Raw genomic sequence first — 25,624 nt, forward strand, 5'->3', positions numbered from 1 at the left:
ACGGGGATGACAGATGGCCGGGGGAAATGCACCGCCCGGCCCTCTGTCGAGGGGGTCAGTGTATCACAGAGCCCAGCTTGAAGATGGGGAGGTACATGGCCACGACCATGCCGCCGACCAGCACCCCGAGCACCACCATTATGATGGGTTCGAGCAGGCTGGTGAGGCCGTCGACCATGTCGTCCACTTCCTGTTCGAAAATGGCGGCGACCTTGGAGAGCATGTCGTCGATGGCGCCGGATTCCTCACCGATCATCACCATCTGGGTCACCATGTCGGGGAAAAGATCCACGGTGCGCATGGCGACGTTGATCTGCATGCCGGCCACCACCTCGTTGCGAATGGCCATGGTCGCAGTGCGATAGACATAGTTGCCCGATGCTCCGGCCGCTGAGACCAGGGCATCCACCAGTGGGATACCGGCGGAGAAGGTGGTGGAGAGGGTGCGGGCAAAACGGGCCATGGCAGCCTTGTGCAGTATGTTGCCCACCACGGGAATGGTGAGGATGAACTTGTCCGTGTTGTCCCTGACCTTCTGGGATTTTCGCCAGGCCCGCACATAGAGGAAGACGGCGAGAGCAGCGCCGCCAAAGATGGCGTACCACCACTCCTGCATAAAGCGGGAGATGGCGATGACGAACCGGGTAAAGGCGGGCAGCTCGGCACCGAAGCTCTTGAAGATATCCTCGAACTGGGGAATGACGAAGAGCAGCAGGATGGAGGTGACGACGATGGCCACCAGAATGACCATGGACGGATAGAACATGGCCTTCTTGATCTTGGATTTGAGGGCTTCGTTCTTCTCGCGGTAGATGGCGATACGGTCGTAGATGGTCTCCAGGGCACCGGATTGCTCCCCGGCTTCGACCAGGTCGCAATAGAGGTCGTCGAAGTGGCGAGGATGGCGGCGCAACGCCTCCGAGAGCGGGGTGCCTGTTTCCACATCGGCGGCGATCTGGCCGATGAGCTCGCGCACCGCCGCTTTCTCGTGGCCGCGAGCAATGATCTGAAGACTCTGCACCAGAGGCACGCCGGCGGAGAGCATGGTAGTGATCTGGCGGGAGATGACGGCGATGTCCATCGGCTTGATCTTGGCGCCGCCCTTGGAGAAGAGCCCCTGGCTCTGCTTGCTGACCCTGGTGACGTTGACGCCCTGCTTGCGCAGCTCGGCCTTGACGGTGGTGATGCTGTCGGCTTGCAGCTCGCCGGAGACCTTCTGTCCCTTGCGGTTGACGCCGTGCCAGCGGTAGGAGAAGACTTTTTTCGGTGCGTTGCGTTTTTGAGCTAATGTGGCCATCACTGCATCCTGCAATTGGGCGACGGTGGCCGGATGCTGCTGCCTGTCCGGCTCATCTTGGCTTGAAGAAGGTCATCGGGGTGATTACAGCGGCTTCACCCGGCGAGATGACTCGGGCACTGCGAACTCAGTTGGTGGTGATCCTGTTGATTTCGGCCAGACTGGTGACGCCAAGACGCGCTTTCTCGAGGCCGGATGTGCGCAGGGTGCGCATCCCTTCCTTTTGGGCTATTGCGGCAATCTGCAGCGAGTTGGCTCCCTGCATGATGAGTTTGGCGATGTTGTCGGACATCAGCATGATCTCATAGATGCCGACCCGGCCTCTGTAGCCTCCCGAGCACTCCTTGCATCCCACGGGCTTGAACAGCCGCAACCCGGCGGCCAGTTGCTGCTGGGTGAAGCCCAGCTCCAGCAACTCGGCTTCCGGCACCACTTCCGGCGCCTTGCAGTGATCGCAGAGTTTGCGGGCAAGGCGCTGGGCCATGATGAGGGTGACCGAAGAGGCGATGTTGAAGGCCGGCACCCCCATGTTCATCATCCGGGTGAGCGTTTCTGCCGCCGAGTTGGTGTGCAGGGTGGAGAGCACCAGGTGACCGGTCTGGGCGGCCTTGATAGCAATCTCGGCGGTTTCCAAATCCCGTATCTCCCCCACCATGACGATGTCGGGATCCTGGCGCAGGAAGGAGCGCAGGGTGCTGGCGAAGGTGAGCCCCGCCTTGGGATTGATCTGCACCTGGTTGACGCCGGGCAGGTTTATCTCGACCGGATCTTCGGCGGTGGAGATATTGACCTCGCTGGTGTTCAGGATGTTGAGGCCGGTATAGAGTGAGACCGTCTTGCCTGACCCCGTCGGGCCGGTCACCAGGATCATGCCCTGAGGTTTGGAGAGGGCGTGCAGGTATTGCGTCTTCTGCCGGTCGTCAAAGCCGAGTTGATCGATATTGAGCCGGGCGGCCGAGGAGTCCAGCAACCGGATCACGATCTTTTCGCCCCACATGGTGGGCAGGGTGTTGACCCGCATGTCCATGGATCTGTTGCGTGAGATCTTGAGCTTGATGCGGCCATCCTGGGGCAGGCGCCGTTCGGCAATATCGAGCCGCGCCATCACCTTGAGGCGAGCCGCGAAGCGGTTGGCCAGGTTGACCGGCGGCGTGGCGACTTCGTGCAGTATGCCGTCTACCCGAAAGCGGATCCGGTACTTGGTCTCGTAGGGTTCGAAATGCAGGTCGGAGGCCCGGCGCTTGATGGCATCCATCATGATCTTGTGGATGTATTTGACGATGGGGGCATCATCGTCCGCGGTGTTGACGCTCTCGTCGAGGCGGGAACTCTCGTCGGAGACCTCGAGTTCGGAGATCTCGGCCTCGTCGATATGATCCATGCCCAGGGTATCCTGCTCGCTCTCCATCAGCTTGCCGATGGCGGCGGTCAGCTTGCTCTCTTCAACCAGCAGGGCTTCCGTATGCAGGCCGAAGCTGAAGCCAAAATCCTCCAGAGCCGACACATTGGTCGGATCGGACATGGCGATATAGAGGGTATGCCCCTGGGTGTAGATGGGCAGGACATGGTGCTTTTCAATCAGCTTTTGATTGAGGTATTTCTGCGGGATCTCGGCGAGATCAAAGGCCGCCAGATCCAGCAGAGGTACCCCATATTCCAGCTCGCAGAAATCAGCGAGGGCTTTGCTGTCGAGGATGTCGTTTTCAATCAGGAAGGTGACAAAGGGCTTGCGCTGCGCCTTGGCCTGGCTCAGATAGCGCTGTGAGTCTGGCTCACTGAGGAGGGAAGAAGCGGCCAGGCTGGTGGCCAGGCCGCTATTGAGGCTAGAGGTCATGCGTTAACACATACCAGCAGCAGCACAAGTCCCCGAATTCCTTGTCCAGTTTACTTGCTTGGATGGTGCAATTTCACCATGCAAAACGAACGTAGGGTTTGGAACATCTAGATTATCAAAATCGGTTCCGCTTGTGATAGTGATATCTATCCCTGCATCAGCACTAGCCGGGGCTACGGGAATAGAACCATCGGTTGCCCCAGCAGTGCCACTGGCTGCACTTGCTGCTGCTAGTGTTGCCGTATCACTAGTGTCTATACGGCTGGGATTAGCATCCGCAATCGCGGCTTTCAAGGCTGCGGTTGCCGCGTCTACACATTGTCCACCTACATTCGGAGATGCTGTATCGATAGATGCTGAAGGGACATCCAAACCTTGGGCACAGACTTCGAAGGCCGTTTTTGCAGGCCCTGCTGCTGCAACGACTTCAGAATATTTAGCTCTGAGGGTGTATGTCTGATACGCCGGCAAGGCGATGGCGGCGAGGATGGCGACGATCGCAACGACGATCATCAATTCGATTAGCGTAAACCCTGACTGTCTTTTCATGTCAAATATCCTTTTTTCCATGTTTCCTGATAAGCACCGGTGGAATGCTATCCACGCTGGTATCTTATCCGAGCGCTTCGGGTTGGCAACAGAGGCGGAGACCTTGTTAGCCACTTTTATGTCATTTAGTGAAATGTGTAGAAAAATCAAAGATTAAATGGCTTCCATTGGCACTTGTCATGAGGCGGGAGGGCCCATCTTCACACTCCTTATGTCGTGGGATCCTGCATAAAGAAAAGGCGCCGATGGCGCCTTTTGCAAGTTTCGAGCCCTGTAATATTTTTGGGCACGAGCAACGGATGGGGCTTGCTCAAGCCTCGACAAAGCGCATGGAGAGATCCAGTGCCCGCACATGCTTGGTCAGCGCTCCCACCGAGATGAAGTCGATCCCGGTCGCGGCGTATCCGGCAAGGGTATCGAGGGTGACGTTGCCGGAGACTTCCAGCTTGGCTCTGCCTTGATTGAGGCGAACGGCTTCCTGCATCATGGGGATGTCGAAGTTGTCCAGCATCACGATGTCGGCCCGTGCGGCCAGGGCCTGCTCCAGCTCGGCCAGGGATTCGACCTCGACTTCCACCGGTTTGTCCGGATTGAGACGGCGCGCTTCGCTGATTGCTTCAGCGATGCCGCCGCAGGCGAGAATGTGGTTCTCCTTGATGAGGTAGGCATCAAACAGACCGATACGGTGGTTTTTGCCGCCGCCGCAGGTGACCGCATACTTCTGGGCGCTGCGCAGGCCGGGCAGGGTCTTGCGGGTATCGAGCAGGCGGCAGTCAGTGCCTTCCAGCTCGGCTACATAACGGGCGGTCAGGGTGGCGACCCCGGAAAGGGTCTGCACGAAGTTCAGCGCATTGCGCTCGCCGGTCAGCAGCACGCGGGCGGGGCCATGGAGGCGGAACAGCTCCTGATTGGGGGCAAGGCGTTCACCATCTTGCACTTTCCACTCGACCTTCACTTCGCCACCGAGCTGGGCAAACACCTCGTCGACCCAGGGCTGGCCGCAGAAGACGCCCGCCTCGCGGGTGATGACTCGCGCGGTCGAGATGCGATCGGCCGGGATCAGCTGTGCCGTGATGTCGGCGCTGGCATCCGGTTGATCCAGCGCGGTGAGGGCATCGCCCAAGTCTTCGAGAAGTGCGGCGCGCACGGCGCGGCGGATGTCCTGTTGTAACATGCCTTATTCCTGCAAGGGTCTGAGAAGCAATTGCCTGTCTTTCTGGCGCAATTCCAGCCTGCCCAGGGCATTCATGCCCACCAGGATCTCCTCCCCGTCGGCAGCCGGATTGATAAAGACGGACAAATCGTACAGGGTCAGCGGACCCATCGCCAGACTTTCGATCCGGCCGGTTTCGACCTGGATCTCTCCGGCTGCCGTGTTGACACGGCTGCGGCCCGTGGCGACGAGGCCGAGCCGGGCGGCCACCTGGCTCGGTATGGTCACCCGGGTTGCTCCTGTGTCCAGCAGCAGTTGCACCGGCTGGTCGTTGATGGCACCCTCCAGACGATAATGGCCGCTGGCATCGGCCTTGAGTAGCAGATCGCCGCTGGCGGTCACCGACGGTTGTTCACGACCATGAAAGTAGAGGGTCAGCAGACCCAGCAGCGAGAGCCAGGCGAGCAGCCAGAGACGGCGTGCCATCGGGTGCATAGTGTGTCCCATATCGCGCGAGTGAATGGCTCAGCCTAACATAGCGTTATCCATGAATTCAGAGACTTGTTCCCAGTTTTCCCATCCCGCCAGAGGCACATCGCTTCCATTTGTGAGTCGAGCAGACGATGACACAACCCACAACCCTGTTTTCCATCGATCGAGAAGGATGGTGCGAGCAGGCCCGCAAGGTGCCTTCCCCCCATCACAATGAGAGGCTCAGCCCGGAGGATGTCTCCTTGCTGGTGATACACGGCATCAGTCTGCCCCCCGGGCAGTTTGGTGGCCCCTTTATCGACGATCTGTTTCTGGGGCGCCTCGATCCCGGTGCTCACCCCTATTTCGCCGGTATTCACCAACTGAGGGTCTCGGCCCACTGCCTGATCCGCCGCGATGGGGAACTGGTACAGTACGTGCCTTTTGGCGCCAGGGCATGGCATGCGGGAGTCTCGATCTGGGAGGGGAGGGAGGCGTGCAACGATTTTTCCATCGGGATCGAACTGGAAGGGACCGACGAGCTTCCCTACAGCGACAAGCAATATGAGGTGCTGTCGGACCTCAGCCGGGCGATTGTTCACCGTTATCCCGCCATCACGGCGGACCGTATCGTCGGCCACTGCGACATCGCGCCGGGCCGCAAGACGGATCCGGGTGACAGTTTCGAATGGCCTCGCTATCGGGAAAAGCTTCACTTTGAGTGAAAAATCTAAAAATTATTTTGTGTTTTTAGAATCAATGGCTTGCCTTGTCTAGCAAGCCATTTTTCATGCTGTTGAACAAATGTTATCGGTGAGCAAGCTCACAAATATTGGTCAGACCATTTTCTATGAGCTATATCATGATTCCGCGTTTTTACCCCCAAAGTGGCAGCCTAGCTTCTTGATTCAGATCATCTTTTGGGTGGACTTTTTTCAAGCCCTCTGCTAATTTTCGCCCCAACCATAAAATTGGTAATACCAATTTAACAAAGTAGCCTCATGCCCTATATCAAGATAACTCAGCCCAAGCTGGCCGACGCCATCGTCGCCGAGCTGGAAAGCATGATTCTGGAAGGCAGCCTGCAGCCGGGCCAGAAGTTGCCGCCCGAGCGGGAACTCGCCATCCAGTTTCAGGTGTCGCGCCCTTCCTTGCGCGAAGCCATCCAGCGCCTGGAAGCGAGAGGACTCTTGTATCGTCGTCAGGGCGGTGGCACTTACGTACAAAATGCCCTGAGCAAGGGGATCGCCGACCCTCTGTTCGAACTGCTCAGCACTCACCCGGAAGCCCAGTACGACCTGCTGGAGTTTCGCCACGCGCTGGAAGGCATCTGTGCCTACTATGCGGCGCTGCGGGGCACCGAGGCTGATTTCGAACGGATTCGCCTGGCGCAAGCCGCCATCGAAGAAGCCGGTCAGCAAGGGTCGCTGGTGGTCGAATCGGCCGCCGTGACCCAGTTCTATCTGGCCGTGGCCGAGGCCTCCCACAACGTGGTGCTGCTGCACCTGTTGCGGGCCATGGGCCCCATGCTCGAGCAGAACATTTTACGCAATAACGAAATTTTGAATCGCCGTCCGGGAGTGGTCGCCAAGATCCGTCGCCATCGTGCGAGCCTGATCGAGGCTATCCTGTCGGGGGCTCCGGAGCGGGCCAGGGCTGCTTGTCATGAGCACCTGGCCTTTATCGAGGACACCTTGTTGGATATGCAGAGGGAAGACAGCCGGATCCAGCGATCCATGCGTCGGATCCGTCAGCAGGAAAACTAATCCCACAAGGCTTTCTTAATTGTCGAATGCTTGCGCCCTTCGCCGTGCAATGCCGTGCAATCACAACAACATAGGAACCAGCCATGTCTGATATCCTGAAGAACGATGTGGACCCGATAGAAACGCTGGAGTGGCTTGCCTCTCTGGAATCCCTGCTGCGTGAAGAGGGTCCGCAACGCGCTCAGTTCATCCTTGAACAGTTGGCCGAGAAAGCCCGCGCAAGCGGTGTGGACGTGGCTGCCAAGGCAAACCGCGACTACATCAACACCATCCCGTCCAGCGACGAGCCGGCTTACCCGGGCGACCTGGAAATGGAACGCCGCATTCGCGCCATCATCCGCTGGAACGCCATGATGATCGTGCTGCGCGCCTCCAAGAAAGACCTGGACCTGGGTGGTCACATGTCTTCCTTCGCTTCTTCCGCGACCATCTACGAAGTCTGCTACAACCACTTCTTCCGTGCCCGCAACGAGAAGGACGGTGGCGATCTGGTCTACTTCCAGGGTCACATCTCCCCGGGCATCTACGCCCGTGCATTCGCCGAAGGTCGCCTGACCGAAGAGCAGCTGGACAACTTCCGTCAGGAAGTGGATGGCAAGGGTATCCCTTCCTACCCGCACCCGAAACTGATGCCGGAATTCTGGCAGTTCCCGACCGTTTCCATGGGTCTTGGCCCCATCGCCGCCATCTATCAGGCGCGTTTCCTGAAGTACCTGACCGACCGTGGCATCAAGGATTGCTCCGAGCAGACCGTTTACGCCTTCCTGGGTGATGGCGAGATGGACGAGCCGGAAGCCAAGGGTGCCCTGACCGTTGCCGTGCGTGAAAAGCTCGACAACCTGGTGTTCGTGGTCAACTGCAACCTGCAGCGTCTGGATGGTCCGGTCGTCGGCAACGGCAAGGTCATCAACGAGCTGGAAGGTCTGTTCGCTGGCGCTGGCTGGGACGTGACCAAGGTCATCTGGGGTCGCAAGTGGGATGAGCTGCTGAAGAAAGACACTTCCGGCAAGCTGATCCAGCTGATGAACGAGACCGTGGATGGTGACTACCAGACCATGAAGTCCCGTGACGGTGCCTACGTGCGCGAGCACTTCTTCAACCGTTACCCGGAAACCGCCGCGCTGGTCAAAGACATGACCGACGAGGAGATCTTCGCCCTGAACCGCGGTGGTCACGACCCCCGCAAACTGTTCGCCGCCTTCTCCAAAGCAGCACAGACCAAGGGCAAGCCGACCGTGATCCTGGCCAAGACCATCAAGGGCTATGGCATGGGCGAAGCGGCCGAAGGCAAGAACATCGCTCACCAGGTCAAGAAGATGGATCTGGGCTCCGTGCGTCACCTGCGCGATCGTTTCAACCTGCCGGTCACCGACGAGCAGCTGGAAAACCTGCCGTACCTGAAGATCGAAGAGGGTACCGAAGAGCACAAGTACCTGCACGCTCGCCGTGCCGCACTGAAGGGCTATGTACCGACCCGTCTGCGCGAGAGCACCACCAAGCTGGAAATCCCGGCGCTGGATGCCTTCGGTCCGCTGCTGGGTGAACAGGCGCGCGAAATCTCCACCACCATGGCGTTCGTGCGTTCCCTGAACGTGATGCTGAAAGACAAGTCCATCGGCAAGCGCATCGTCCCGATCCTGGCTGACGAAGCCCGTACCTTCGGTATGGAAGGCCTGTTCCGCCAGATCGGTATCTACAGCCCGCACGGTCAGCAGTACACCCCGCAAGACCGCGACATCGTCTCCTACTACAAGGAAGACAAGCAGGGTCAGGTTCTGCAAGACGGTATCAACGAGCTGGGCGCCATGTCCTCCTGGCTGGCTGCTGCGACCTCTTACAGCACCAACGACTGCCCGATGATCCCGTTCTACATCTACTACTCCATGTTCGGCTTCCAGCGGATCGGCGACATGGCGTGGGCAGCCGGTGACCAGCAAGCCCGTGGCTTCCTGCTGGGCGCGACCTCCGGTCGTACCACTCTTAACGGAGAGGGCTTGCAGCACGAAGATGGTCACAGCCACATCTTGGCCAACACCATCCCGAACTGCATCTCCTACGATCCGTCCTACGCCTATGAAGTGGCGGTGATCGTACAGGACGGCCTGCGCCGCATGTACGGTGAGAACCCGGAGAACGTGTTCTACTACATCACTACCCTGAACGAGAACTATGCCATGCCGGCCATGCCGGAAGGCGCCGAGGAAGGCATCCGCAAGGGTATCTACAAGCTGGAAACCGTGGCCGGCACCAAGGCCAAGGTACAGCTGCTGGGTTGTGGTTCCATCCTGGGTCACGTGCGCACTGCCGCCCAGATCCTGGCCAGCGAGTACGGCGTGGGTTCCGACGTGTTCAGCGTCACTTCCTTCAACGAACTGGCTCGTGACGGTCAGGACGCGGATCGCTGGAACATGCTGCACCCGACCGCCGAAGCGCGTGTGCCCTACATCGCTCAGGTGCTGGGCAGCGAAGCCACCATCGCCGCGACCGACTACATGAAGTCCTTCGCCGATCAGGTGCGTGCCTTCGTTCCGACCGAGAACTACCGTGTACTGGGTACCGACGGTTACGGCCGTTCCGACAGCCGTGCCAACCTGCGTCGTCACTTCGAAGTGAACGAGTTCTACGTAGTGGTTGCTGCCCTGACCGAACTGGCCAAGCGCGGCGAGGTAGACAAGCAGGTGGTGGCCGAAGCCATCGCCAAGTACGGCATCGATGCCGACAAGGTCAACCCGCTGTACGCGTAAGAGGATTGAGTGTCGCGCCGGGTATCCGGCGCGACCTTGCCTGGGTTTAAACGGATAACGCGGGATGCGCGTGGTGATGCTCAGGCTGCCACGCGGATGCACGCAAGAGGATAAAGCGCAATGTCCAAACAGATTATGGTGCCGGATATCGGTGCTGATGAAGTTGAAGTCACCGAGATCATGGTGGCCGTAGGTGACAAGGTCGAACTGGACCAGTCCCTGATCGCCGTGGAAGGTGACAAGGCCTCCATGGAAGTCCCGGCTCCGGCCGCCGGTATCGTCAAAGAGATCCTGATCAAGGTGGGCGACAAGGTTGCCACCGGTTCCCAGATCATGGTCTTCGAATCCGAGGGTGCTGCCGCACCGGCTCCGGTCCAGGCTGCTGCCCCGGTTGCTGCCGCGCCGGCCGCCGCTCCTGCCGCTGCCGCTCGCCAGGACGTCAACGTGCCGGACATCGGTGGTGACGAAGTCGAAGTGACTGAGATCATGGTTGCCGTGGGCGACATGGTTGAAGCCGACCAGTCCATCATCGCCGTGGAAGGTGACAAGGCCTCCATGGAAGTACCGGCACCGTTCGCCGGCCGCGTGGTCGAGATCAAGGTCGCCGCCGGCGCCAAGGTTTCCACCGGCTCCCTGGTGATGGTCTTCGAAGTGGCGGGCGCTGCCCCGGCCGCTGTTGCCGCGTCGGCTCCTGCTGCCCCCGTGGCTGCCGCTGCTCCGGTTGCCGCCGGTGCCAAGGACGTCAACGTGCCGGACATCGGCGGTGACGAAGTGGAAGTGACCGAAATCATGGTCGCCGTGGGTGACAAGGTTGAAGCCGACCAGTCCCTGATCACCGTGGAAGGCGACAAGGCCTCCATGGAAGTGCCTGCGCCGTTCGCCGGTGTGGTCAAGGAGATCAAGGTGAAGGCGGGTGACAAGGTCTCCACCGGTTCCCTGATCATGGTATTCGAAGTGGCGGGTGCCGCTCCGGCTGCCGTGGCTGCTCCGGCTCCTGCCGCAGCGCCCGTTGCTGCCGCACCGGCTGCCGCCGCTCCTGCGCCGGTTGCCCAGGCTGCTGCCGCTTCCGATTTCGTCGCCAACGACGCCTATGTCCACGCCTCCCCGGCAGTACGCCGTCTGGCGCGCGAGTTCGGCGTCAACCTGGCCAAGGTGAAAGCCTCCGGTCGCAAGGGTCGCATCGTCAAAGAAGACGTGCAGGCTTACGTGAAGGATGCGGTCAAGCGCGCCGAGTCCGCTCCGGCTGCCGGCACCGGCACTGGCAACGGCATGAGCGTCGTGGCCTGGCCGAAGGTTGATTTCAGCAAGTTCGGCCCTGTCGAAGAGCTGGAACTGACCCGTATCCAGAAGATCTCCGGTCCTGCCCTGCACCGCAACTGGGCCATGATCCCCCACGTCACCCAGTTCGACGAAGCCGATACCACGGATCTGGAAGCGTTCCGCAAAGAGCAGAACATCCTGGCCGAGAAGCAGAAGCTGGACGTGAAGATCACCCCGCTGGTGTTCATCCTGAAGGCGGCCGCCAAGGCCCTGGAAGCCCATCCGCGCTTCTGCAGCGCCCTGTCCGAAGACGGCAGCAAGCTGATCATGAAGAAGTACATCCACATCGGTGTGGCGGTGGATACCCCCAACGGTCTGGTGGTTCCGGTGGTGCGCGACGTCAACAAGAAGGGCATCCACGAGCTGTCCCGCGATCTGGCCGAGATCTCCAAGAAGGCCCGTGCCGGCAAGCTGACCGCTGCCGACATGCAGGGCGGTTGCTTCACCATCTCCAGCCTGGGTGGCATCGGCGGTACCAGCTTTACCCCGATCGTCAACGCGCCGGAAGTGGCCATCCTGGGCGTCTCCAAGTCCGAGATGAAGCCGAAGTGGAACGGTAAAGAGTTCGTGCCGCGCCTGATGCTGCCGCTGGCTCTGAGCTACGACCACCGCGTCATCGATGGCGCCGACGGTGCCCGCTTCATCACCACCCTGAGTGGTGTGTTGTCCGACATTCGTCGACTGGTCCTGTAAGTGAGAGGGCGGGCCCAGAGCCCGCCCTTTTTGCTTCTCATTTCGTTAACAGGATTGTAAACTTGCCCCGTTTTTTTCACGGCTGCAGCGGCCTTGTTTGGCATAAGACTGTGCTGTCCGGGGATATAAGAACGACAAAGAGGTCATGATGAGTAAAGAAATCAAAACCCAGGTCGTAGTACTGGGTGCTGGCCCTGCCGGTTATTCCGCTGCCTTCCGTGCGGCTGACTTGGGTCTGGATACCATTATCGTCGAGCGTTACTCCACCCTGGGTGGCGTCTGTCTGAACGTGGGTTGCATCCCGTCCAAGGCACTGCTGCACGTCGCCAAAGTCATTGAAGAAGCCAAGGCGCTGGCCGAGCACGGCATCGTCTTCGGTGCCCCGCAGACCGACATCGACAAGGTGCGTCTGTGGAAAGAGAAGGTCATCAACCAGCTGACCGGCGGTCTGGCTGGCATGGCCAAGATGCGTAAAGTCCAGGTTGTTAACGGTTTCGGCAAGTTCACCGGTCCGAACACCCTGGAAGTGGAAGGTGCCGACGGCAAGACCACCGTCACCTTCGACAACGCCATCATCGCTGCCGGTTCCCGACCGGTGAAGCTGCCGTTCATCCCCCATGACGACCCCCGTGTATGGGACTCTACCGATGCGCTGGAACTGACGACCGTTCCTGGCAAGCTGCTGGTCATCGGTGGCGGCATCATCGGTCTGGAGATGGGTACCGTGTATTCCTCCCTGGGTTCCGAGATCGACGTGGTGGAATTTGCCGACCAGCTGGTACCGGCTGCCGACAAAGACATCGTCAAGATCTACACCAAGCGCGTCGCCAAGAAATTCAACATCATGCTGGAGACCAAGGTCACCGCCGTTGAAGCCCGTGAAGACGGTCTGTACGTCTCCTACGAAGGCAAGCACGCCCCGGCCGAGCCGGTTCGCTACGACAACGTGCTGGTTGCCGTAGGCCGTGTGCCGAACGGCAAGATGCTGGATGCCGAGAAGGCCGGTGTTGCCGTCAACGAGCGCGGTTTCATCGAGGTGGACAAGCAGCTGCGTACCAACGTGGCCCACATCCACGCCATCGGCGACATCGTCGGTCAGCCCATGCTGGCCCACAAGGGTGTACACGAAGGCCACGTGGCGGCCGAAGTCATCGCCGGCAAGAAGCACTACTTCGACCCGAAAGTGATCCCGTCCATCGCCTATACCGAGCCAGAGATGGCCTGGGTGGGTCTGACCGAGAAGGAAGCCAAGCAACAGGGTCTGAACTTCGAAGTCGCCACCTTCCCGTGGGCTGCTTCCGGTCGCGCCATCGCGTCCGACTGCTCCGACGGCATGACCAAGCTGATCTTCGACAAGGAGAGCGGCCGCGTCATCGGTGGTGCCATCGTGGGTACCAACGGCGGTGAACTGCTGGGTGAAATCGGTCTGGCCATCGAGATGGGTGCCGACGCCGAAGACATCGCGCTGACCATCCACGCTCACCCGACTCTGCACGAGTCCGTGGGTCTGGCTGCCGAAGTGTTCGAAGGCTCCATCACCGACTTGCCGAACGCCAAGGCCAAGAAGAAAAAATAATCTTCTGCCCGTTTCATAAGAAAAGCCGCTCCATGGAGCGGCTTTTTGTTGTCTGTCTTTCGGCACCCTGCGGTCAGCAGCGCCCCTTCTTGGCCTGTCCCGGTGGGCAGAAGGTACCGTCACCTCCGCGATCCCCGTCACTGACCCGGATCCGGGTATCGTCCACGCTCACATCGGCCCCGTGCACCCGCACGGGCCCGCTGCTGCAGGCACTGAGCAGCCCCCCCAGCACTATCATCACGACCAGCTTGCCCATCATACCTCCTCGCGTTTTCCTGATTATGAGGCATGTGGCAGGGCGGTGGGAGACGGCGTATCCCCCGTGCGTCACGGCTTGCCGTGGTCATGAAGAAGGGCGCCGAAGCGCCCTGGTGCGGGTCAGGAAGAGGTGCCGGACGCTCAGAGGCGGAAGTTGCCGACCAGCTTGTCGAGCTCACCGGAGAGGTGCTGCAGGTTGCGGCTTGACTCGGTCAGGTGATGAGCGATATCGGCGGTCTCCATGGTGAGCTGGTTGATGTCCTCCACGTTGCGGTTGAGCTCCCCCACCACGCTCGACTGCTCTTCGGTGGCGGTGGCGACCTGGATGTTCATGTCGCTGATCTGGGTGATGTGTCCGGTGATCTGGTCGAGGGCGCCGTTGGCCTCGTCGGCCTGGGTCACCACCCGCAGGCTCTGGTTGCGGCCCTGGGCCATGGCGCTGACGGCGCGGGCGCTCTGCTCCTGGAGGCTGTTGATCATGCCCTGGATCTCGGCGGTGGAGGCGGCGGAGCGGCTGGCGAGGTTGCGCACCTCGTCGGCCACCACGGCGAAGCCACGGCCCTGCTCGCCGGCGCGGGCGGCCTCGATGGCGGCGTTGAGGGCCAGCAGGTTGGTCTGCTCCGAGATGCTGCGGATGGTGTCGAGGATGCTGCCGATGGAGTCGGTCTGGCTCGCCAGGGACTCGATGACCCCGGCGACCTGTTCGATTTCACCGGAGAGGCCGACGATGCCGTGACGGGCCTGGGCGACGACCTGGGCCCCCGCATCGGCCTGCTCGTTGGCCTGCTTGGCGACGTCGGCTGCCAGGGATGCATTGCCGGCGATCTCGGTGACGGTGGCCCCCATCTCGTGGATGGCGGTGGCGACCTGGACGGTGCGATCCCGCTGGGCGGTGCAGTTGTGCTGGGTGAGCTGGGCCTTGGCGGCCACCTCGCTGGCGGTGGCGGCTACCTGGCGGGAGTTGCTCGCCACCTGCACGATGGCCCCGTGGATCCGGGTCACGAACTGGTTGAAGCTGTGGGCAATCTCGGCCAGCTCGTCCTTGCCGGTGAGACTGGCGCGGCTGTCGAGGGCGAGGTGGCGGGCCACCTCGCCAATATGGGATTGCAGGAAGGAGACCCGGCGGCGCAGCCCGATGAGGATGAGGGTCGAGACGAGCAGCGAGATGGCGATGGCGATGACGATGATGGCGATCATCTGGGTACGACCGCTGTCATAGCTGTTTTCGCTCAGGTCGTTGCGATGCTGGGCCTGACCTATCAACCCGTCGAGCAGCTCATTGGCGCCCTTGCGCATGACCCCGTAGCTCTGGCTGTAGCGATCCCGGTAGATGGCGCGTGCCTCGTCCATCTTGTTGTCAGAGAGCGCCTGCAACATGGGGGTCAGCTCCTCCCGCTCCACCCGGGTGAATTGATCGAGCAGGGTCTGGGCCCTGGCCCGGGCGTCCGGATCGACCTGGGCCTTGACGGCCTGCTCCATGGCCTGGCGCATCTCGGGAATGTCTTCCTCGCGGGTCTCCTTGACCCGGGTCAGCACCCCCTTTTCGTCGCGCAGGGAGGTGTCCTGCAGCAGCATCATGTCGATGCCGACGCGCATGCGCGGGATGCGGGAGGCCACTTCCGCCATGGCCCGCATGGGGGTGGCGGTATTCTGGAACAGCTCTTCGGCCTGCTGCCTGATGTTGTCCATGCTGCGCAGACTGGCGGCGCCAACCAGCAACAGGGCGAGACAGGGCACGGTGACGGCCAGGATCAGTTGGGTTTTTATGGTGAGGTTGCCTGCCAGCATGTTGACTCCTTGGTGTGTTGCTGTGTCGCTACTGTAGCGGCTTGTCATGACGGTTCGCCGTCATGGGGGTCGGTATTCCCTGTCGACCCGGTGAAAAAAGGGCGCCGCAGCGCCCTTTCATCTTATAACCGGAAGTTGCCGACCAGCTTGTCGAGCTCGCCGGAGAGCTGTTGCAGGCTGCGGCTGGACTCGGTCAACTGGTGGGCGATGTCGGCGGTCTCCATGGTGAGCTGGTTGATATCCTCCACGTTGCGGTTGATCTCCCCGACCACGCTGGACTGCTCTTCGGTGGCGGTGGCGACCTGGATGTTCATGTCGCTGATCTGGGTGATGTGCCCGGTGATCTGGTCGAGGGCGCCGTTGGCCTCGTCGGCCTGGGTCACCACCCGCAGGCTCTGGTTGCGCCCCTGGGCCATGGCGCTGACGGCGCGGGCGCTCTGCTCCTGGAGGCTGTTGATCATGCCCTGGATCTCGGCGGTGGAGGCGGCGGAGCGGCTGGCGAGGTTGCGCACCTCGTCGGCCACCACCGCGAAGCCACGGCCCTGTTCGCCGGCGCGGGCGGCCTCGATGGCGGCGTTGAGGGCCAGCAGGTTGGTCTGCTCCGAGATGCTGCGGATGGTGTCGAGGATGCTGCCGATGGAGTCGGTCTGGCTCGCCAGAGACTCGATGACCCCGGCCACCTGCTCGATCTCACCGGAGAGGCCGACGATGCCGTGACGGGCCTGGGCGACGACCTGGGCCCCCGCATCGGCCTGCTCGTTGGCCTGCTTGGCGACGTCGGCTGCCAGGGATGCATTGCCGGCGATCTCGCTGACGGTGGCCCCCATCTCGTGGATGGCAGTAGCGACCTGGACGGTGCGATCCCGCTGGGCGGTGCAGTTATGCTGGGTGAGCTGGGCCTTGGCGGCCACCTCGTTGGCGGTGGCGGCGAGCTGGCGGGAGTTGCTCGCCACCTGCTCGATGGAGCCGTGGATCTTGGCGACAAAGTTGTTGAAGCCGGTCGCCACCTGGGCCAGTTCGTCACGGCCATCGACCTTGAGGCGATGGGTGAGGTCGCCATCACCGCTGCCGAGTTCGCGGAACAGGCGGGCCAGTTCGTTGAGGGGGCGGCTCACGGAGCCGGCCAGGAGGACGCCGAGCAGCCCCATGCCGACGGCGATGGCCAAGCTGACCAGCACCATGTGCAGGCGTGCTCTGTCCAGTTCGGCATAAATCTCGGCCTCCGGCACCTGGGCCACCAGATACCAGTCGAGCAGGGGGATGTAGCTGCTGGCCAGGATTACGGGCTGGCCGTCGACCTCGGCACGGGTGGCGGCAAAGGGCTGCTTGTTGAGCAGGTTGGTGCTGCTGCCGCTGGCCAGCTGGGTCAGGTTGTCCCGATCGATGCGGGCGGCGTCGGGGTGCAGCTTCACCTTGCCGCTGCCGTCTGTCATGAAGACGAAGCCGCTGTCGCCGATGCGGAAGTTGGCGAGCATGCTGACCATGCTGTCGAGGGATTTGGCGAGGCCGGCGAGGCCGCGTCCGTCGAGCTGCTGGAAGTTGACGAACAGTTTTACCTCGCCATTGCTCTCCCGAAAGATGCTGAGCATCAGATCCTGGCGGCTCTTGGTGTAGTCATAGAACCAGTTGTCCTGCTCGTGATTAAGAATGCGCAGAAAACCGTCCTGGTTGTAGTAGGCGGCACTCTGGCGATCGGCGAAGGAGGCTGTGACCAGGCCATACTGGCTCGTCATGTCCTTGAGCTGGTTGATGAGGATGGACTCCTGCTCTTTTGGCATGCCGCGCTCGACCCAGTCCAGCACGAAGCGGTCGTTGGCAAGCTGTCTGGCGGCATTGGCGACCGAGGTGAGATCCTTCTCGATCTCCTTGCCGATGCGCTGGGTCAGGTTGGGCAGCTCCTGCTCGAACATGCGGTCCTCGATCAGCTGCTGGGCAGAACGCTGGCTGAAATAGCCCACCAGCAGGCAGGAGAGGGCCACGGCGAGGATGACGGTGGCCAGAATTTTCTGTTTCAGTGTCAGGCTTGCGAACATAGGGGTGACTCGGAAGTGTGAACCAGGGTTGAACTCATAATAGCGGCTGATTTGGCGCGCTCTTGAGGCGGCGGGGGCCTTTATTGTCGATTAACGTTTGCGCTCACACCCGGATTGGACTGGATTGGCGCCCGATTTTGCCGAGACATCGTCGCAAGCGGGGCGACCCCTCGCCAGCGCCCCGGCTTGCGGTTAAAGTGCTTGCACTTATAGTAGGCTGCACCTGGCTGGCGGCCTGCCCGCTCGACTCGCACCGGATTTATGGACTCTCATATGCGCATCTTTCATCGGGGATGGACCCACCTGCTCGTGCTCCTGCTGGCGACCCTGCCGTTCATGGCGGCGGCCGGAGCCAATGATCCCGCGCCTTCGGCCAGAAACCCGGGGGCAACCAAGATGGATCGTCCGAAGATCGCCCTGGTACTGAGCGGCGGCGGGGCCAAGGGGTCGGCCCATATCGGGGTGCTCAAGGTGCTGGAGGCAAAGCACATCCCGGTGGACATCATCGTCGGGACCAGCATGGGCTCCTATGTGGCGGGCATGTATGCCATGGGGCTCAGCGCCGAGGAGGTGGAGCGCACGACGCTGGCCATCGACTGGAACAAGGGCTATCAGGACAAGGTGGGGCGCGACGAGCTCTCCCTGCGCAAGAAGCAGCAGACCGAGAAGTACCAGCTGCGCACCGACATCGGGGTCAACGGTGACCAGACCCAGTTGCCGGACGGCTTCTTCCAGGGGCAGTCCATGGCCAGCCTGCTGCGCCACGCCACCTCTAACCTGCCGGCGCAAAAGAGCTTCGACAACCTGCCTATCCCCTATCGCGCGGTGGCGACCGACATGGAGACGGTGACCCCCTTCGTGCTGGATCACGGCAGCCTCGCCAAGGCGATGCAGGCCTCCATGTCCATTCCCGGTGCCCTCAAGCCGGTGGACTGGGACGGCCGCATCCTGGCCGATGGTGGCACGGTCAACAACATGCCGGTGGACGTGGCCAAGGCCATGGGGGCCGACGTGGTGATCGCGGTGGACATCAGCGCCAAGCTGCGTACCCGGGAGTCCCTCAAGTCGGGATTGGCCATGATCGATCAGCTCACCACCTACATGACCCAGGTGGGGACCGAAAAGCAGAAGGCGCTGCTGGGCCCCGGGGACATCCTGCTGACCCCCGAGTTCGGCAACATGGGGATCGCCGACTTCGCCCTGATGCCGGAGGGGATCAAGATCGGGGAGGCGGTCGCCAACAGTGCAGCGGCCCGGCTCGATGCGCTCTCTCTCTCGCCCGCCGCCTACGCCGACTATCGCAACGGCAAGCTGAGCCGGCGCGCCGAGCGCAGCGGCCAGCCCGCCTACTACATCGACAAGGTGGAGATCATCAACAAGTCGCGCCTCTCCGACGACACGGTGCGGGCCATGCTGAACGTGCGTCCGGACAAGGTGCAGACCTACGAGAGCCTGGAGGCGGGGATCCGTCGCCTCTACGCCCTGGAGTCATTCGATCGCATCACCTACGAGGTGGAGGAGCGGGACGGGGAGAACGTGCTGGTGGTGGACGCCAGCGAGAAGAACTGGGGGCCGGGTTATCTCAACTTCCAGCTCGGTTTCTCCGATGACTTCGAGAGCAGCTCCAACTACAACGTCGGCATGTCCTACACCCTCACCAACGTCAACGACTGGGGAGGCGAGTGGCTGACCGAGGCGTCCCTCGGGACCGCCAAGCACCTCAAGACCGACTTCTACACCCCGCTGGAGCCCTCCCAGACCTACTTCGGCGAGACGAGCCTGGCCTACGACAAGACCCAGCGACGGGTCTTCTTCCCGGAAGAGAGCAGGTCGTCGTCCGGGGTCAGCTATCTGGACTCCGAGTACAGCTTCACCAGCGTGGATCTCGCCGTCGGCTGGAATCGCCAGCCCTGGAGCCGCTTCTCCCTTGGACTGGAGGGCAAGATCGGCAGCGTGGAGATCCAGAACCTCACCAACGCGGATGCCGATGCCTCCGCCTGGGGACCCTACATCCGCTTCGAGCACGACACCCTCGACAGCCGCTACTTCCCCTATCAAGGGGTCTACTGGGACATCAAGGGGGGCTACTCCTACGTCGATCTCGATCCCTCGGACGGCCCCTCCGAGCAGGCCGAGGGGGTGAATTACCGGCTGGTGATGATCAAGCCCTGGTCCTGGGACAGGCACAGCCTCAACCTGATGCTGGAAGGGGGCGGCTCAAGCTCCCAGGAGACGGTACCGCTGTTCGTGCAGGATCTGGGGGGGCTGTTCCGCATGTCCGGCTTCCAGCATTACCAGTTGAGCGGTCGCTACAGCCTGTTTGGCGGATTGCGCTACATCTACCGGGTGGCGGACAACGACTTCGGTGCCTTCAAGGCGCCCCTGTTCCTCGGGGGCTCCCTCGAGCAAGGGGGGGTCTGGGACAAGGGAGAGGACATCAGCATCGAATCCTCCTATACCTCGGGTTCCCTCTATATGGGGGTGGAGAGTTTCCTCGGTCCCATCTTCCTCGGCTATGGCGTGGCGGAGGGGGGACACGACATGTTCTATCTGCAATTGGGCACTACGTTCCAATAAGGGCGAAATGCTGCCTTTTTGTTAACTCACCTTGGGCGGGCGGCTTGTCACTCTAAAAAAACCTAATGGGTTTATATGGTTATGCTGGTTTGATGAATAACTGCACAGGGTTTGGATTTTAATTAGTCGTTAAAACTTATATAGTGGGGGGCACCCTACGGGTGTCCCGCAAGGACGATCGCCGCGAGCTTGGGCGAACCCCAAAAAAAAGACCAAAGAGGAATTAGTCGTGCTTGAAACATACCGTAAACACGTCGCAGAACGTGCCGCCGAAGGCGTGGTTGCCAAACCTCTGGACGCAGAGCAGGTCGCCGCCCTGGTTGAGCTGATCAAGAATCCGCCCGCCGGCGAACAGGACTTTCTGAAAGAACTGTTGTCCTCCCGCATTCCCCCGGGTGTTGATGAAGCGGCCTATGTGAAAGCCGGCTTCCTCACCGCCGTCGCCAAGGGCGAGGCCCATTCTCCCATCCTGACTGCCGCCGAAGCCGTCGAGCTGCTCGGTACCATGCAGGGTGGTTACAACATTCAGCCGCTGATCGACCTGCTGGACGATGCGACCCTGGCTCCTCTTGCCGCCAAGGGCCTCTCCCACACCCTGCTGATGTTCGACTCCTTCCACGACGTGGAAGAGAAGGCCAAGGCGGGCAATGCCCACGCCAAGCAGGTGCTGCAATCCTGGGCCGACGCCGAGTGGTTCCTGAACCGCCCGGCCTTGGCCGAGAAGATCACCGTCACCGTGTTCAAGGTGACCGGCGAAACCAACACCGACGATCTGTCGCCGGCGCCGGACGCCTGGTCCCGCCCGGACATTCCGCTGCACGCCCTGGCGATGCTGAAGAACGCTCGTCCCGGCATCACCCCGGACAAGGATGGCGTCATCGGCCCCATCAAGACCATCGATGCCCTGAAAGAGAAAGGTTTCCCGCTGGCTTACGTGGGTGACGTGGTCGGTACCGGCTCTTCCCGTAAATCCGCCACCAACTCCGTGCTCTGGTTCATGGGCGACGACATTCCGTTCGTGCCGAACAAGCGTGCCGGCGGCGTTTGCCTCGGCGGCAAGATTGCCCCCATCTTCTTCAACACCATGGAAGATGCCGGCGCCCTGCCCATCGAAGTGGACGTCTCCAAACTGGAGATGGGCGATGTCATCGACATCTACCCGTACCAGGGCAAGATCTGCAAGCACGGCACCGATCAGGTGCTGGCCCAGTTTGAACTGAAAACCGACGTGCTGATCGACGAAGTGCGCGCCGGTGGCCGCATTCCGCTGATCATCGGCCGCGGCCTGACCGACAAGGCCCGCGAAGCGCTGGGTCTGCCGTTCTCCACCGTGTTCCGTCGTCCGCAGCCTGTTGCCGACACCGGCAAGGGCTTCACCCTGGCCCAGAAGATGGTGGGCAAGGCGTGCGGCGTGAAGGGCATTCGCCCAGGCACCTACTGCGAGCCCAAGATGACCACGGTCGGCTCCCAGGACACCACGGGCCCCATGACCCGCGACGAGCTCAAAGATCTCGCCTGCCTCGGCTTCTCCGCCGATCTGACCATGCAGTCCTTCTGCCACACCGCCGCTTATCCCAAGCCCATCGACGTGCAGACCCACCACACCCTGCCGGACTTCATCATGAACCGCGGCGGTGTGAGCTTGCGTCCAGGCGACGGCGTCATCCACTCCTGGCTGAACCGCATGCTGCTGCCGGATACCGTGGGTACAGGTGGTGACTCCCACACCCGTTTCCCCATCGGTATCTCCTTCCCGGCGGGCTCCGGCCTCGTGGCCTTCGCCGCCGCCACCGGCGTGATGCCGCTGGACATGCCGGAATCCGTGCTGGTGCGCTTCAAGGGCGAGCTGCAGCCGGGCATCACCCTGCGTGACCTGGTCCATGCCATCCCCTATGCCGCCATCCAGAAAGGGCTGCTGACCGTCGAGAAAGCGGGCAAGAAGAACATCTTCTCCGGCCGCATCCTCGAGATCGAAGGTCTGCCGACCCTGAAGGTAGAGCAGGCGTTCGAGCTGGCGGACGCCAGCGCCGAGCGTTCCGCCGCCGGTTGCACCATCAAGCTGGATAAAGAGCCGATCATCGAGTACCTGAAGTCCAACATCGTGATGCTGAAGTGGATGCTCTCCGAAGGCTACGGCGACGTGCGCACCATCACCCGCCGCATCAAGGGGATGGAAGAGTGGCTGGCCAACCCGGTACTGATGGAAGCGGACAAGGACGCCGAGTACGCCGAAATCATCGAGATCGATCTGGCCACCATCAAGGAGCCGATCCTGTGCGCGCCGAACGATCCGGACGATGCCCGTCTGCTGAGCGACGTGGCAGGTGACAAGATCGACGAGGTGTTCATCGGTTCCTGCATGACCAACATCGGCCACTTCCGCGCCGCCGGCAAACTGCTCGAGAAGTATCAGGGCGAGCTGCCGACCCGCATGTGGATCGCCCCCCCCACCAAGATGGACAAGGATCAGCTGACCGAAGAGGGCTACTACGGCATCTTTGGTCGCGTCGGTGCCCGCATCGAGATCCCCGGCTGTTCCCTCTGCATGGGCAACCAGGCGCGGGTAGCGGAAGGGGCTTCCGTGGTCTCCACCTCCACCCGCAACTTCCCGAACCGTCTGGGCAAGGGGGCCAACGTCTATCTGGCCTCTGCCGAGCTGGCTGCGGTTGCCGCCATCATCGGCAAGATCCCGACCGTGGAAGAGTATCTGCAGTATGCCAAGGCGCTGGACGCCACTGCGGCCGACACCTACCGCTACCTGAACTTCAACGAGATCGCCTCCTACACCAAGAAGGCCGATGCGGTGATCCTGCAGCAAGCGGTCTGAGACTCGTCGGTCTGACCACTGAAAATAACAATGCCGCGTCTCGACGCGGCATTTTCCATTTCAGGGGGCTGCGCGATAATGACCCGCCATGCCCAGCAACGGCGTCGTCGATTTGCCTGGTACGCGCGTTGCGCTTTCGTTGTCTGGCCATGATGGCCCCACCGTTTCCTGGTGGGCACTTTTATACCGCGGTACCTGCGAAGCGGGCCCGCGCATTGCGGCGTGGTTGCTATGTTTCTGTTCCGGATTGATCTGGCCCGCATGAAGTGGCGCCTTGGTTGTGCCCTGCTGGTGTTGGCCCTGCCCCTGGTGGTGGGAGGGTGGATGGTGCACGACAGCTACGAGCAGGAGCTGAAGAACGATGCCAGCGCGTCAGCCAGCAAGGCCAGAACCTTGCTGGAGCGCATGCTGGATCAGGCCGAGCGGGCCAACCTCGAGGTATTGCCGCTGGCCGGTCGACCTTGCAGCGACAACCTGTTGCTGCTGCGCAAGCGGGTGGCGCTGGAGCCTTTCCTGCGTTCCATCAATCTGGTGCGACAGGGGATCATCAACTGCACCTCGCTGTTCGGGCCTGCCAGGGAAGTGGATGACGGCTCCCGCTACACGGATCGCAAGTTGCTGCTGATGAGCGGCAACCTGGTGCGCAAGAATCACCCCTTGCTGGTGGTGCGTCAGGAGCGGGGGCGTGATGCGGCACTGAGTGCCATTGACAGCAGCCAGCTCAGTTTCATGCTCACCCTGAGCAGCGATCCCAGCGAGCTCTTCTTGCAGGTGGGGTCCGCCTGGCTCGATGAGTCCGGCCACTTCCAAAGCGATCCGCCGAAACTGCACAGCAAGTTTGCCCTGATACTCGCCTCCCAGCGTTACCCCTTCACCATCCACGCCGGTTATGCCATGCCGATCTACTGGCGTGCCCTGTGGGAGGCTCGCCATCTGCAACTGATCTGGCTGGGAGCCAGTTCGCTGGTGCTCTCACTGCTGGTGTGGTGGCTGCTTGGGCGGCCGGGGGCCCTGACGGACGAGCTGAGACGCGGGCTGCGAGCCAGGGAATTTGTCCCCTATCTGCAACCGCTGATCGCCAGCAAGGGCGGCAAGATGGTGGGAGCCGAGGTACTGATGCGCTGGCAACATGCCACCGAGGGGCTGATCCGCCCCGATCTCTTCATCCCCCAGGCGGAAGAGTCTGGCCTGATCGTGCCCATGACGGTCAACCTGATGAAGACGGTGGCCAAGACACTCCACCCGGTACAGGAGCAGTTGCCCGAGGCGTTTCACATCAGCTTCAACATCAGTGCCATCCACTGCCGGGACCTCTCCCTGGTGACGGAGTGCCGCGACTTCCTCGGCCACTTCGTGCCGGGACGGGTGGTGCTGGTGCTGGAGCTCACGGAGCGGGAGCTGCTGGTGACCAGCCCGCAGACCCTCTCCCTGTTTCGCCAGCTCGACGAGATGGGGGTGCAGCTCGCCATCGATGACTTTGGCACCGGCCACTCCAGCCTCATCTATCTGCAGCAATTCCACGTGGACTATCTCAAGATCGACCGCTCCTTCATCGGCCGTATCGGGACGGAGTCCCTCTCCGAGCACATCGTGGACAACGTCATCGACCTTGGGGGACGGCTGGGTTTGTCCCTGGTGGCCGAAGGGGTGGAGACGGAGCAGCAGGCCGCCTATCTGAGAGGCAAGGGGGTCCAGTATCTGCAGGGATACCTGTTTGCCCGCCCCATGCCGATACGCCAGTTCTGCCGGGAGCTGACGGCGGGAGAGATACAGGTCGCCGCCGGGCGCACCGCCCAGGGCTAGGCCGCGCCCACCAGGCTGTGCAGCCAGTTCACCAGGATGTCGTGGGGGCTGCCGGGTTCGGGTGGCGCGGGGGCGAGCAGGTGATAGCCGGTGCCGTCGGGGACGAAGCCGAGCGGTGCCACCAGCAGACCGGCCTCGATATCGTCGCACACCTGGCGGTAGGGGCCGATGGCGACTCCCAGCCCGGCGACTGCCGCCTGCAGGCTGAAATAGAAGTGCTCGAAGGTCTGACCCGGCACCTCCTCGTCGGCGGACATGCCTGCGTGCTGCTGCCACTCCAACCAGGCGCCCGGACGGGTCTTGGTGTGCAGACGGGGGGCCGTTGGCTTGAGGGCCTGCACATCCCCCCTGGATTCAAAAAAGTGCGCCACCTTGCCTGGCGGACAGACAGGGCCGGTCCGCTCCTCGAACAGCAACTGGCTGTAGAGCTCGGCAGGCCAGTGAAAGTCGTTGCGCCGGATGGCGAGATCGATGCCGCTGCCAAAGCTGAGGGCGCCGCCGCCCGCCATCAGGTGTACGTCCAGCTCCGGGTGCAGAGCCTGGAAGGCGGGCCAGCGCGGGATCAGCCAGCGCATCAGGAGGGTGGGTTCGCAGGAGAGCACCAGCGACTGGGGACGGCTCTGCTGGCGCAGGGCCTGCGCCGTCTGGCGGATGCTGCCCAACCCCTCCCTGACCGCCTGATAGAACCGTTCACCCGCGTCGGTCAGAAAGACCCGGCGCTGGCGCCGCTCGAACAGCATGACCCCCAGATCCTCCTCGAGCAGTCGTACCGCCCGGCTGATGGCGCCATGGGTGAGATGCAGTTCATCGGCGGCGCGGCCGAAATGTTCGGTGCGGGCAGCCACCTCGAAACAGCGCAGGGCGGTGAGGGAGGGAAGCGAGAGGGCTTTTTGTGAGTTTTTTTCACCATTCATGTCAGAAATCATCGTTCGTTA

Annotated in this window: 17 protein-coding genes; 8 read left to right on the forward strand and 9 right to left on the reverse strand. The window is 61.8% G+C overall.

Features of this window, described 5'->3' with window-relative positions:
- Positions 1-55: 55 nt before the first annotated feature.
- From I6L48_RS06085 to I6L48_RS06105, 5 genes are all read right to left on the reverse strand, one after another.
- Positions 56-1,297: a type II secretion system F family protein gene (locus I6L48_RS06085; RefSeq protein ID WP_010675822.1), complete on the reverse strand. Its 1,242-nt coding sequence runs from the start codon at positions 1,295-1,297 to the stop codon at positions 56-58.
- A gap of 127 nt (positions 1,298-1,424) precedes the next feature.
- On the reverse strand, positions 1,425-3,131 hold the full coding sequence (gene tapB / locus I6L48_RS06090) for a PilB family type IVa pilus assembly ATPase TapB (protein ID WP_216987870.1): 1,707 nt from the start codon (positions 3,129-3,131) through the stop codon (positions 1,425-1,427).
- Between the two features lie 3 nt (positions 3,132-3,134).
- Positions 3,135-3,680, reverse strand: coding sequence for a prepilin-type N-terminal cleavage/methylation domain-containing protein (locus I6L48_RS06095; protein WP_113069552.1), 546 nt, complete (start codon positions 3,678-3,680; stop codon positions 3,135-3,137).
- A gap of 310 nt (positions 3,681-3,990) precedes the next feature.
- Positions 3,991-4,854 carry a carboxylating nicotinate-nucleotide diphosphorylase gene (gene nadC / locus I6L48_RS06100; RefSeq protein ID WP_042864860.1) on the reverse strand — a complete coding sequence of 288 codons (864 nt, stop codon included), beginning with the start codon at positions 4,852-4,854 and terminating at the stop codon, positions 3,991-3,993.
- 3 nt (positions 4,855-4,857) lie between these two features.
- Entirely contained in the window at positions 4,858-5,328 is a 471-nt protein-coding gene (locus I6L48_RS06105) for a TIGR02281 family clan AA aspartic protease (protein ID WP_104452204.1), read from the reverse strand.
- A gap of 128 nt (positions 5,329-5,456) precedes the next feature.
- Here I6L48_RS06105 and ampD point away from each other — a divergent pair, with 128 nt between their 5' ends.
- The 5 genes from ampD to lpdA all read left to right on the forward strand — a co-directional run bounded on the left by ampD (position 5,457) and on the right by lpdA (position 13,403).
- A complete protein-coding gene (gene ampD, locus I6L48_RS06110) occupies positions 5,457-6,029 on the forward strand; it encodes a 1,6-anhydro-N-acetylmuramyl-L-alanine amidase AmpD (RefSeq protein WP_053288099.1) in 573 nt (190 codons plus the stop codon).
- A gap of 276 nt (positions 6,030-6,305) precedes the next feature.
- A complete protein-coding gene (gene pdhR / locus I6L48_RS06115; RefSeq protein WP_010675815.1) occupies positions 6,306-7,070 on the forward strand; it encodes a pyruvate dehydrogenase complex transcriptional repressor PdhR in 765 nt (254 codons plus the stop codon).
- 83 nt (positions 7,071-7,153) lie between these two features.
- A complete protein-coding gene (gene aceE / locus I6L48_RS06120; RefSeq protein ID WP_039040509.1) occupies positions 7,154-9,814 on the forward strand; it encodes a pyruvate dehydrogenase (acetyl-transferring), homodimeric type in 2,661 nt (886 codons plus the stop codon).
- A gap of 120 nt (positions 9,815-9,934) precedes the next feature.
- Entirely contained in the window at positions 9,935-11,827 is a 1,893-nt protein-coding gene (gene aceF / locus I6L48_RS06125) for a pyruvate dehydrogenase complex dihydrolipoyllysine-residue acetyltransferase (RefSeq protein WP_113069553.1), read from the forward strand.
- Between the two features lie 148 nt (positions 11,828-11,975).
- Entirely contained in the window at positions 11,976-13,403 is a 1,428-nt protein-coding gene (gene lpdA / locus I6L48_RS06130; protein WP_010675812.1) for a dihydrolipoyl dehydrogenase, read from the forward strand.
- A 73-nt stretch (positions 13,404-13,476) separates the two neighbouring features.
- Here the strand turns inward: lpdA and I6L48_RS06135 are convergent, their stop codons facing one another.
- The 3 genes from I6L48_RS06135 to I6L48_RS06145 form a co-directional block, all read right to left on the reverse strand.
- Entirely contained in the window at positions 13,477-13,659 is a 183-nt protein-coding gene (locus I6L48_RS06135) for a hypothetical protein (RefSeq protein WP_042015109.1), read from the reverse strand.
- 143 nt (positions 13,660-13,802) lie between these two features.
- Positions 13,803-15,449, reverse strand: a complete 1,647-nt coding sequence (locus I6L48_RS06140) for a methyl-accepting chemotaxis protein (RefSeq protein ID WP_124243695.1) — start codon at positions 15,447-15,449, stop codon at positions 13,803-13,805.
- A gap of 122 nt (positions 15,450-15,571) precedes the next feature.
- Positions 15,572-17,482: a methyl-accepting chemotaxis protein gene (locus tag I6L48_RS06145; protein WP_010675809.1), complete on the reverse strand. Its 1,911-nt coding sequence runs from the start codon at positions 17,480-17,482 to the stop codon at positions 15,572-15,574.
- A gap of 273 nt (positions 17,483-17,755) precedes the next feature.
- Here I6L48_RS06145 and I6L48_RS06150 point away from each other — a divergent pair, with 273 nt between their 5' ends.
- From I6L48_RS06150 to I6L48_RS06160, 3 genes are all read left to right on the forward strand, one after another.
- Positions 17,756-20,059, forward strand: coding sequence for a patatin-like phospholipase family protein (locus I6L48_RS06150; RefSeq protein ID WP_202044645.1), 2,304 nt, complete (start codon positions 17,756-17,758; stop codon positions 20,057-20,059).
- Between the two features lie 229 nt (positions 20,060-20,288).
- Positions 20,289-22,886 carry a bifunctional aconitate hydratase 2/2-methylisocitrate dehydratase gene (acnB, locus tag I6L48_RS06155; RefSeq protein WP_113069555.1) on the forward strand — a complete coding sequence of 866 codons (2,598 nt, stop codon included), beginning with the start codon at positions 20,289-20,291 and terminating at the stop codon, positions 22,884-22,886.
- 231 nt (positions 22,887-23,117) lie between these two features.
- Positions 23,118-24,689 carry a cyclic diguanylate phosphodiesterase gene (locus I6L48_RS06160; RefSeq protein WP_202016420.1) on the forward strand — a complete coding sequence of 524 codons (1,572 nt, stop codon included), beginning with the start codon at positions 23,118-23,120 and terminating at the stop codon, positions 24,687-24,689.
- Here the strand turns inward: I6L48_RS06160 and I6L48_RS06165 are convergent.
- Positions 24,686-25,603 (reverse strand): LysR family transcriptional regulator, encoded by a 918-nt coding sequence (locus I6L48_RS06165; protein ID WP_216987871.1) that lies wholly within the window; start codon positions 25,601-25,603, stop codon positions 24,686-24,688. The two genes, I6L48_RS06160 and I6L48_RS06165, sit on opposite strands and share 4 nt — an antisense overlap.
- Between the last annotated feature and the right edge of the window lie 21 nt (positions 25,604-25,624).

Origin of the sequence: Aeromonas sp. FDAARGOS 1418 (assembly GCF_019048585.1) — a bacterium.
Taxonomy (GTDB): Bacteria; Pseudomonadota; Gammaproteobacteria; order Enterobacterales; family Aeromonadaceae; genus Aeromonas; species Aeromonas caviae.

Excerpts from the sequence above, each read along its gene's own strand:
- aceE (WP_039040509.1), top strand. The coding sequence starts at position 7,154 with ATGTCTGATATCCTGAAGAACGATGTGGACCCGATAGAAACGCTGGAG.
- I6L48_RS06140 (WP_124243695.1), bottom strand. The coding sequence starts at position 15,449 with ATGCTGGCAGGCAACCTCACCATAAAAACCCAACTGATCCTGGCCGTC.
- I6L48_RS06085 (WP_010675822.1), bottom strand. The coding sequence starts at position 1,297 with ATGGCCACATTAGCTCAAAAACGCAACGCACCGAAAAAAGTCTTCTCC.
- pdhR (WP_010675815.1), top strand. The coding sequence starts at position 6,306 with ATGCCCTATATCAAGATAACTCAGCCCAAGCTGGCCGACGCCATCGTC.
- I6L48_RS06135 (WP_042015109.1), bottom strand. The coding sequence starts at position 13,659 with ATGGGCAAGCTGGTCGTGATGATAGTGCTGGGGGGGCTGCTCAGTGCC.
- ampD (WP_053288099.1), top strand. The coding sequence starts at position 5,457 with ATGACACAACCCACAACCCTGTTTTCCATCGATCGAGAAGGATGGTGC.
- I6L48_RS06095 (WP_113069552.1), bottom strand. The coding sequence starts at position 3,680 with ATGAAAAGACAGTCAGGGTTTACGCTAATCGAATTGATGATCGTCGTT.
- I6L48_RS06105 (WP_104452204.1), bottom strand. The coding sequence starts at position 5,328 with ATGCACCCGATGGCACGCCGTCTCTGGCTGCTCGCCTGGCTCTCGCTG.
- aceF (WP_113069553.1), top strand. The coding sequence starts at position 9,935 with ATGTCCAAACAGATTATGGTGCCGGATATCGGTGCTGATGAAGTTGAA.
- nadC (WP_042864860.1), bottom strand. The coding sequence starts at position 4,854 with ATGTTACAACAGGACATCCGCCGCGCCGTGCGCGCCGCACTTCTCGAA.
- tapB (WP_216987870.1), bottom strand. The coding sequence starts at position 3,131 with ATGACCTCTAGCCTCAATAGCGGCCTGGCCACCAGCCTGGCCGCTTCT.
- I6L48_RS06145 (WP_010675809.1), bottom strand. The coding sequence starts at position 17,482 with ATGTTCGCAAGCCTGACACTGAAACAGAAAATTCTGGCCACCGTCATC.
- I6L48_RS06160 (WP_202016420.1), top strand. The coding sequence starts at position 23,118 with ATGTTTCTGTTCCGGATTGATCTGGCCCGCATGAAGTGGCGCCTTGGT.
- lpdA (WP_010675812.1), top strand. The coding sequence starts at position 11,976 with ATGAGTAAAGAAATCAAAACCCAGGTCGTAGTACTGGGTGCTGGCCCT.
- I6L48_RS06165 (WP_216987871.1), bottom strand. The coding sequence starts at position 25,603 with ATGAATGGTGAAAAAAACTCACAAAAAGCCCTCTCGCTTCCCTCCCTC.
- I6L48_RS06150 (WP_202044645.1), top strand. The coding sequence starts at position 17,756 with ATGCGCATCTTTCATCGGGGATGGACCCACCTGCTCGTGCTCCTGCTG.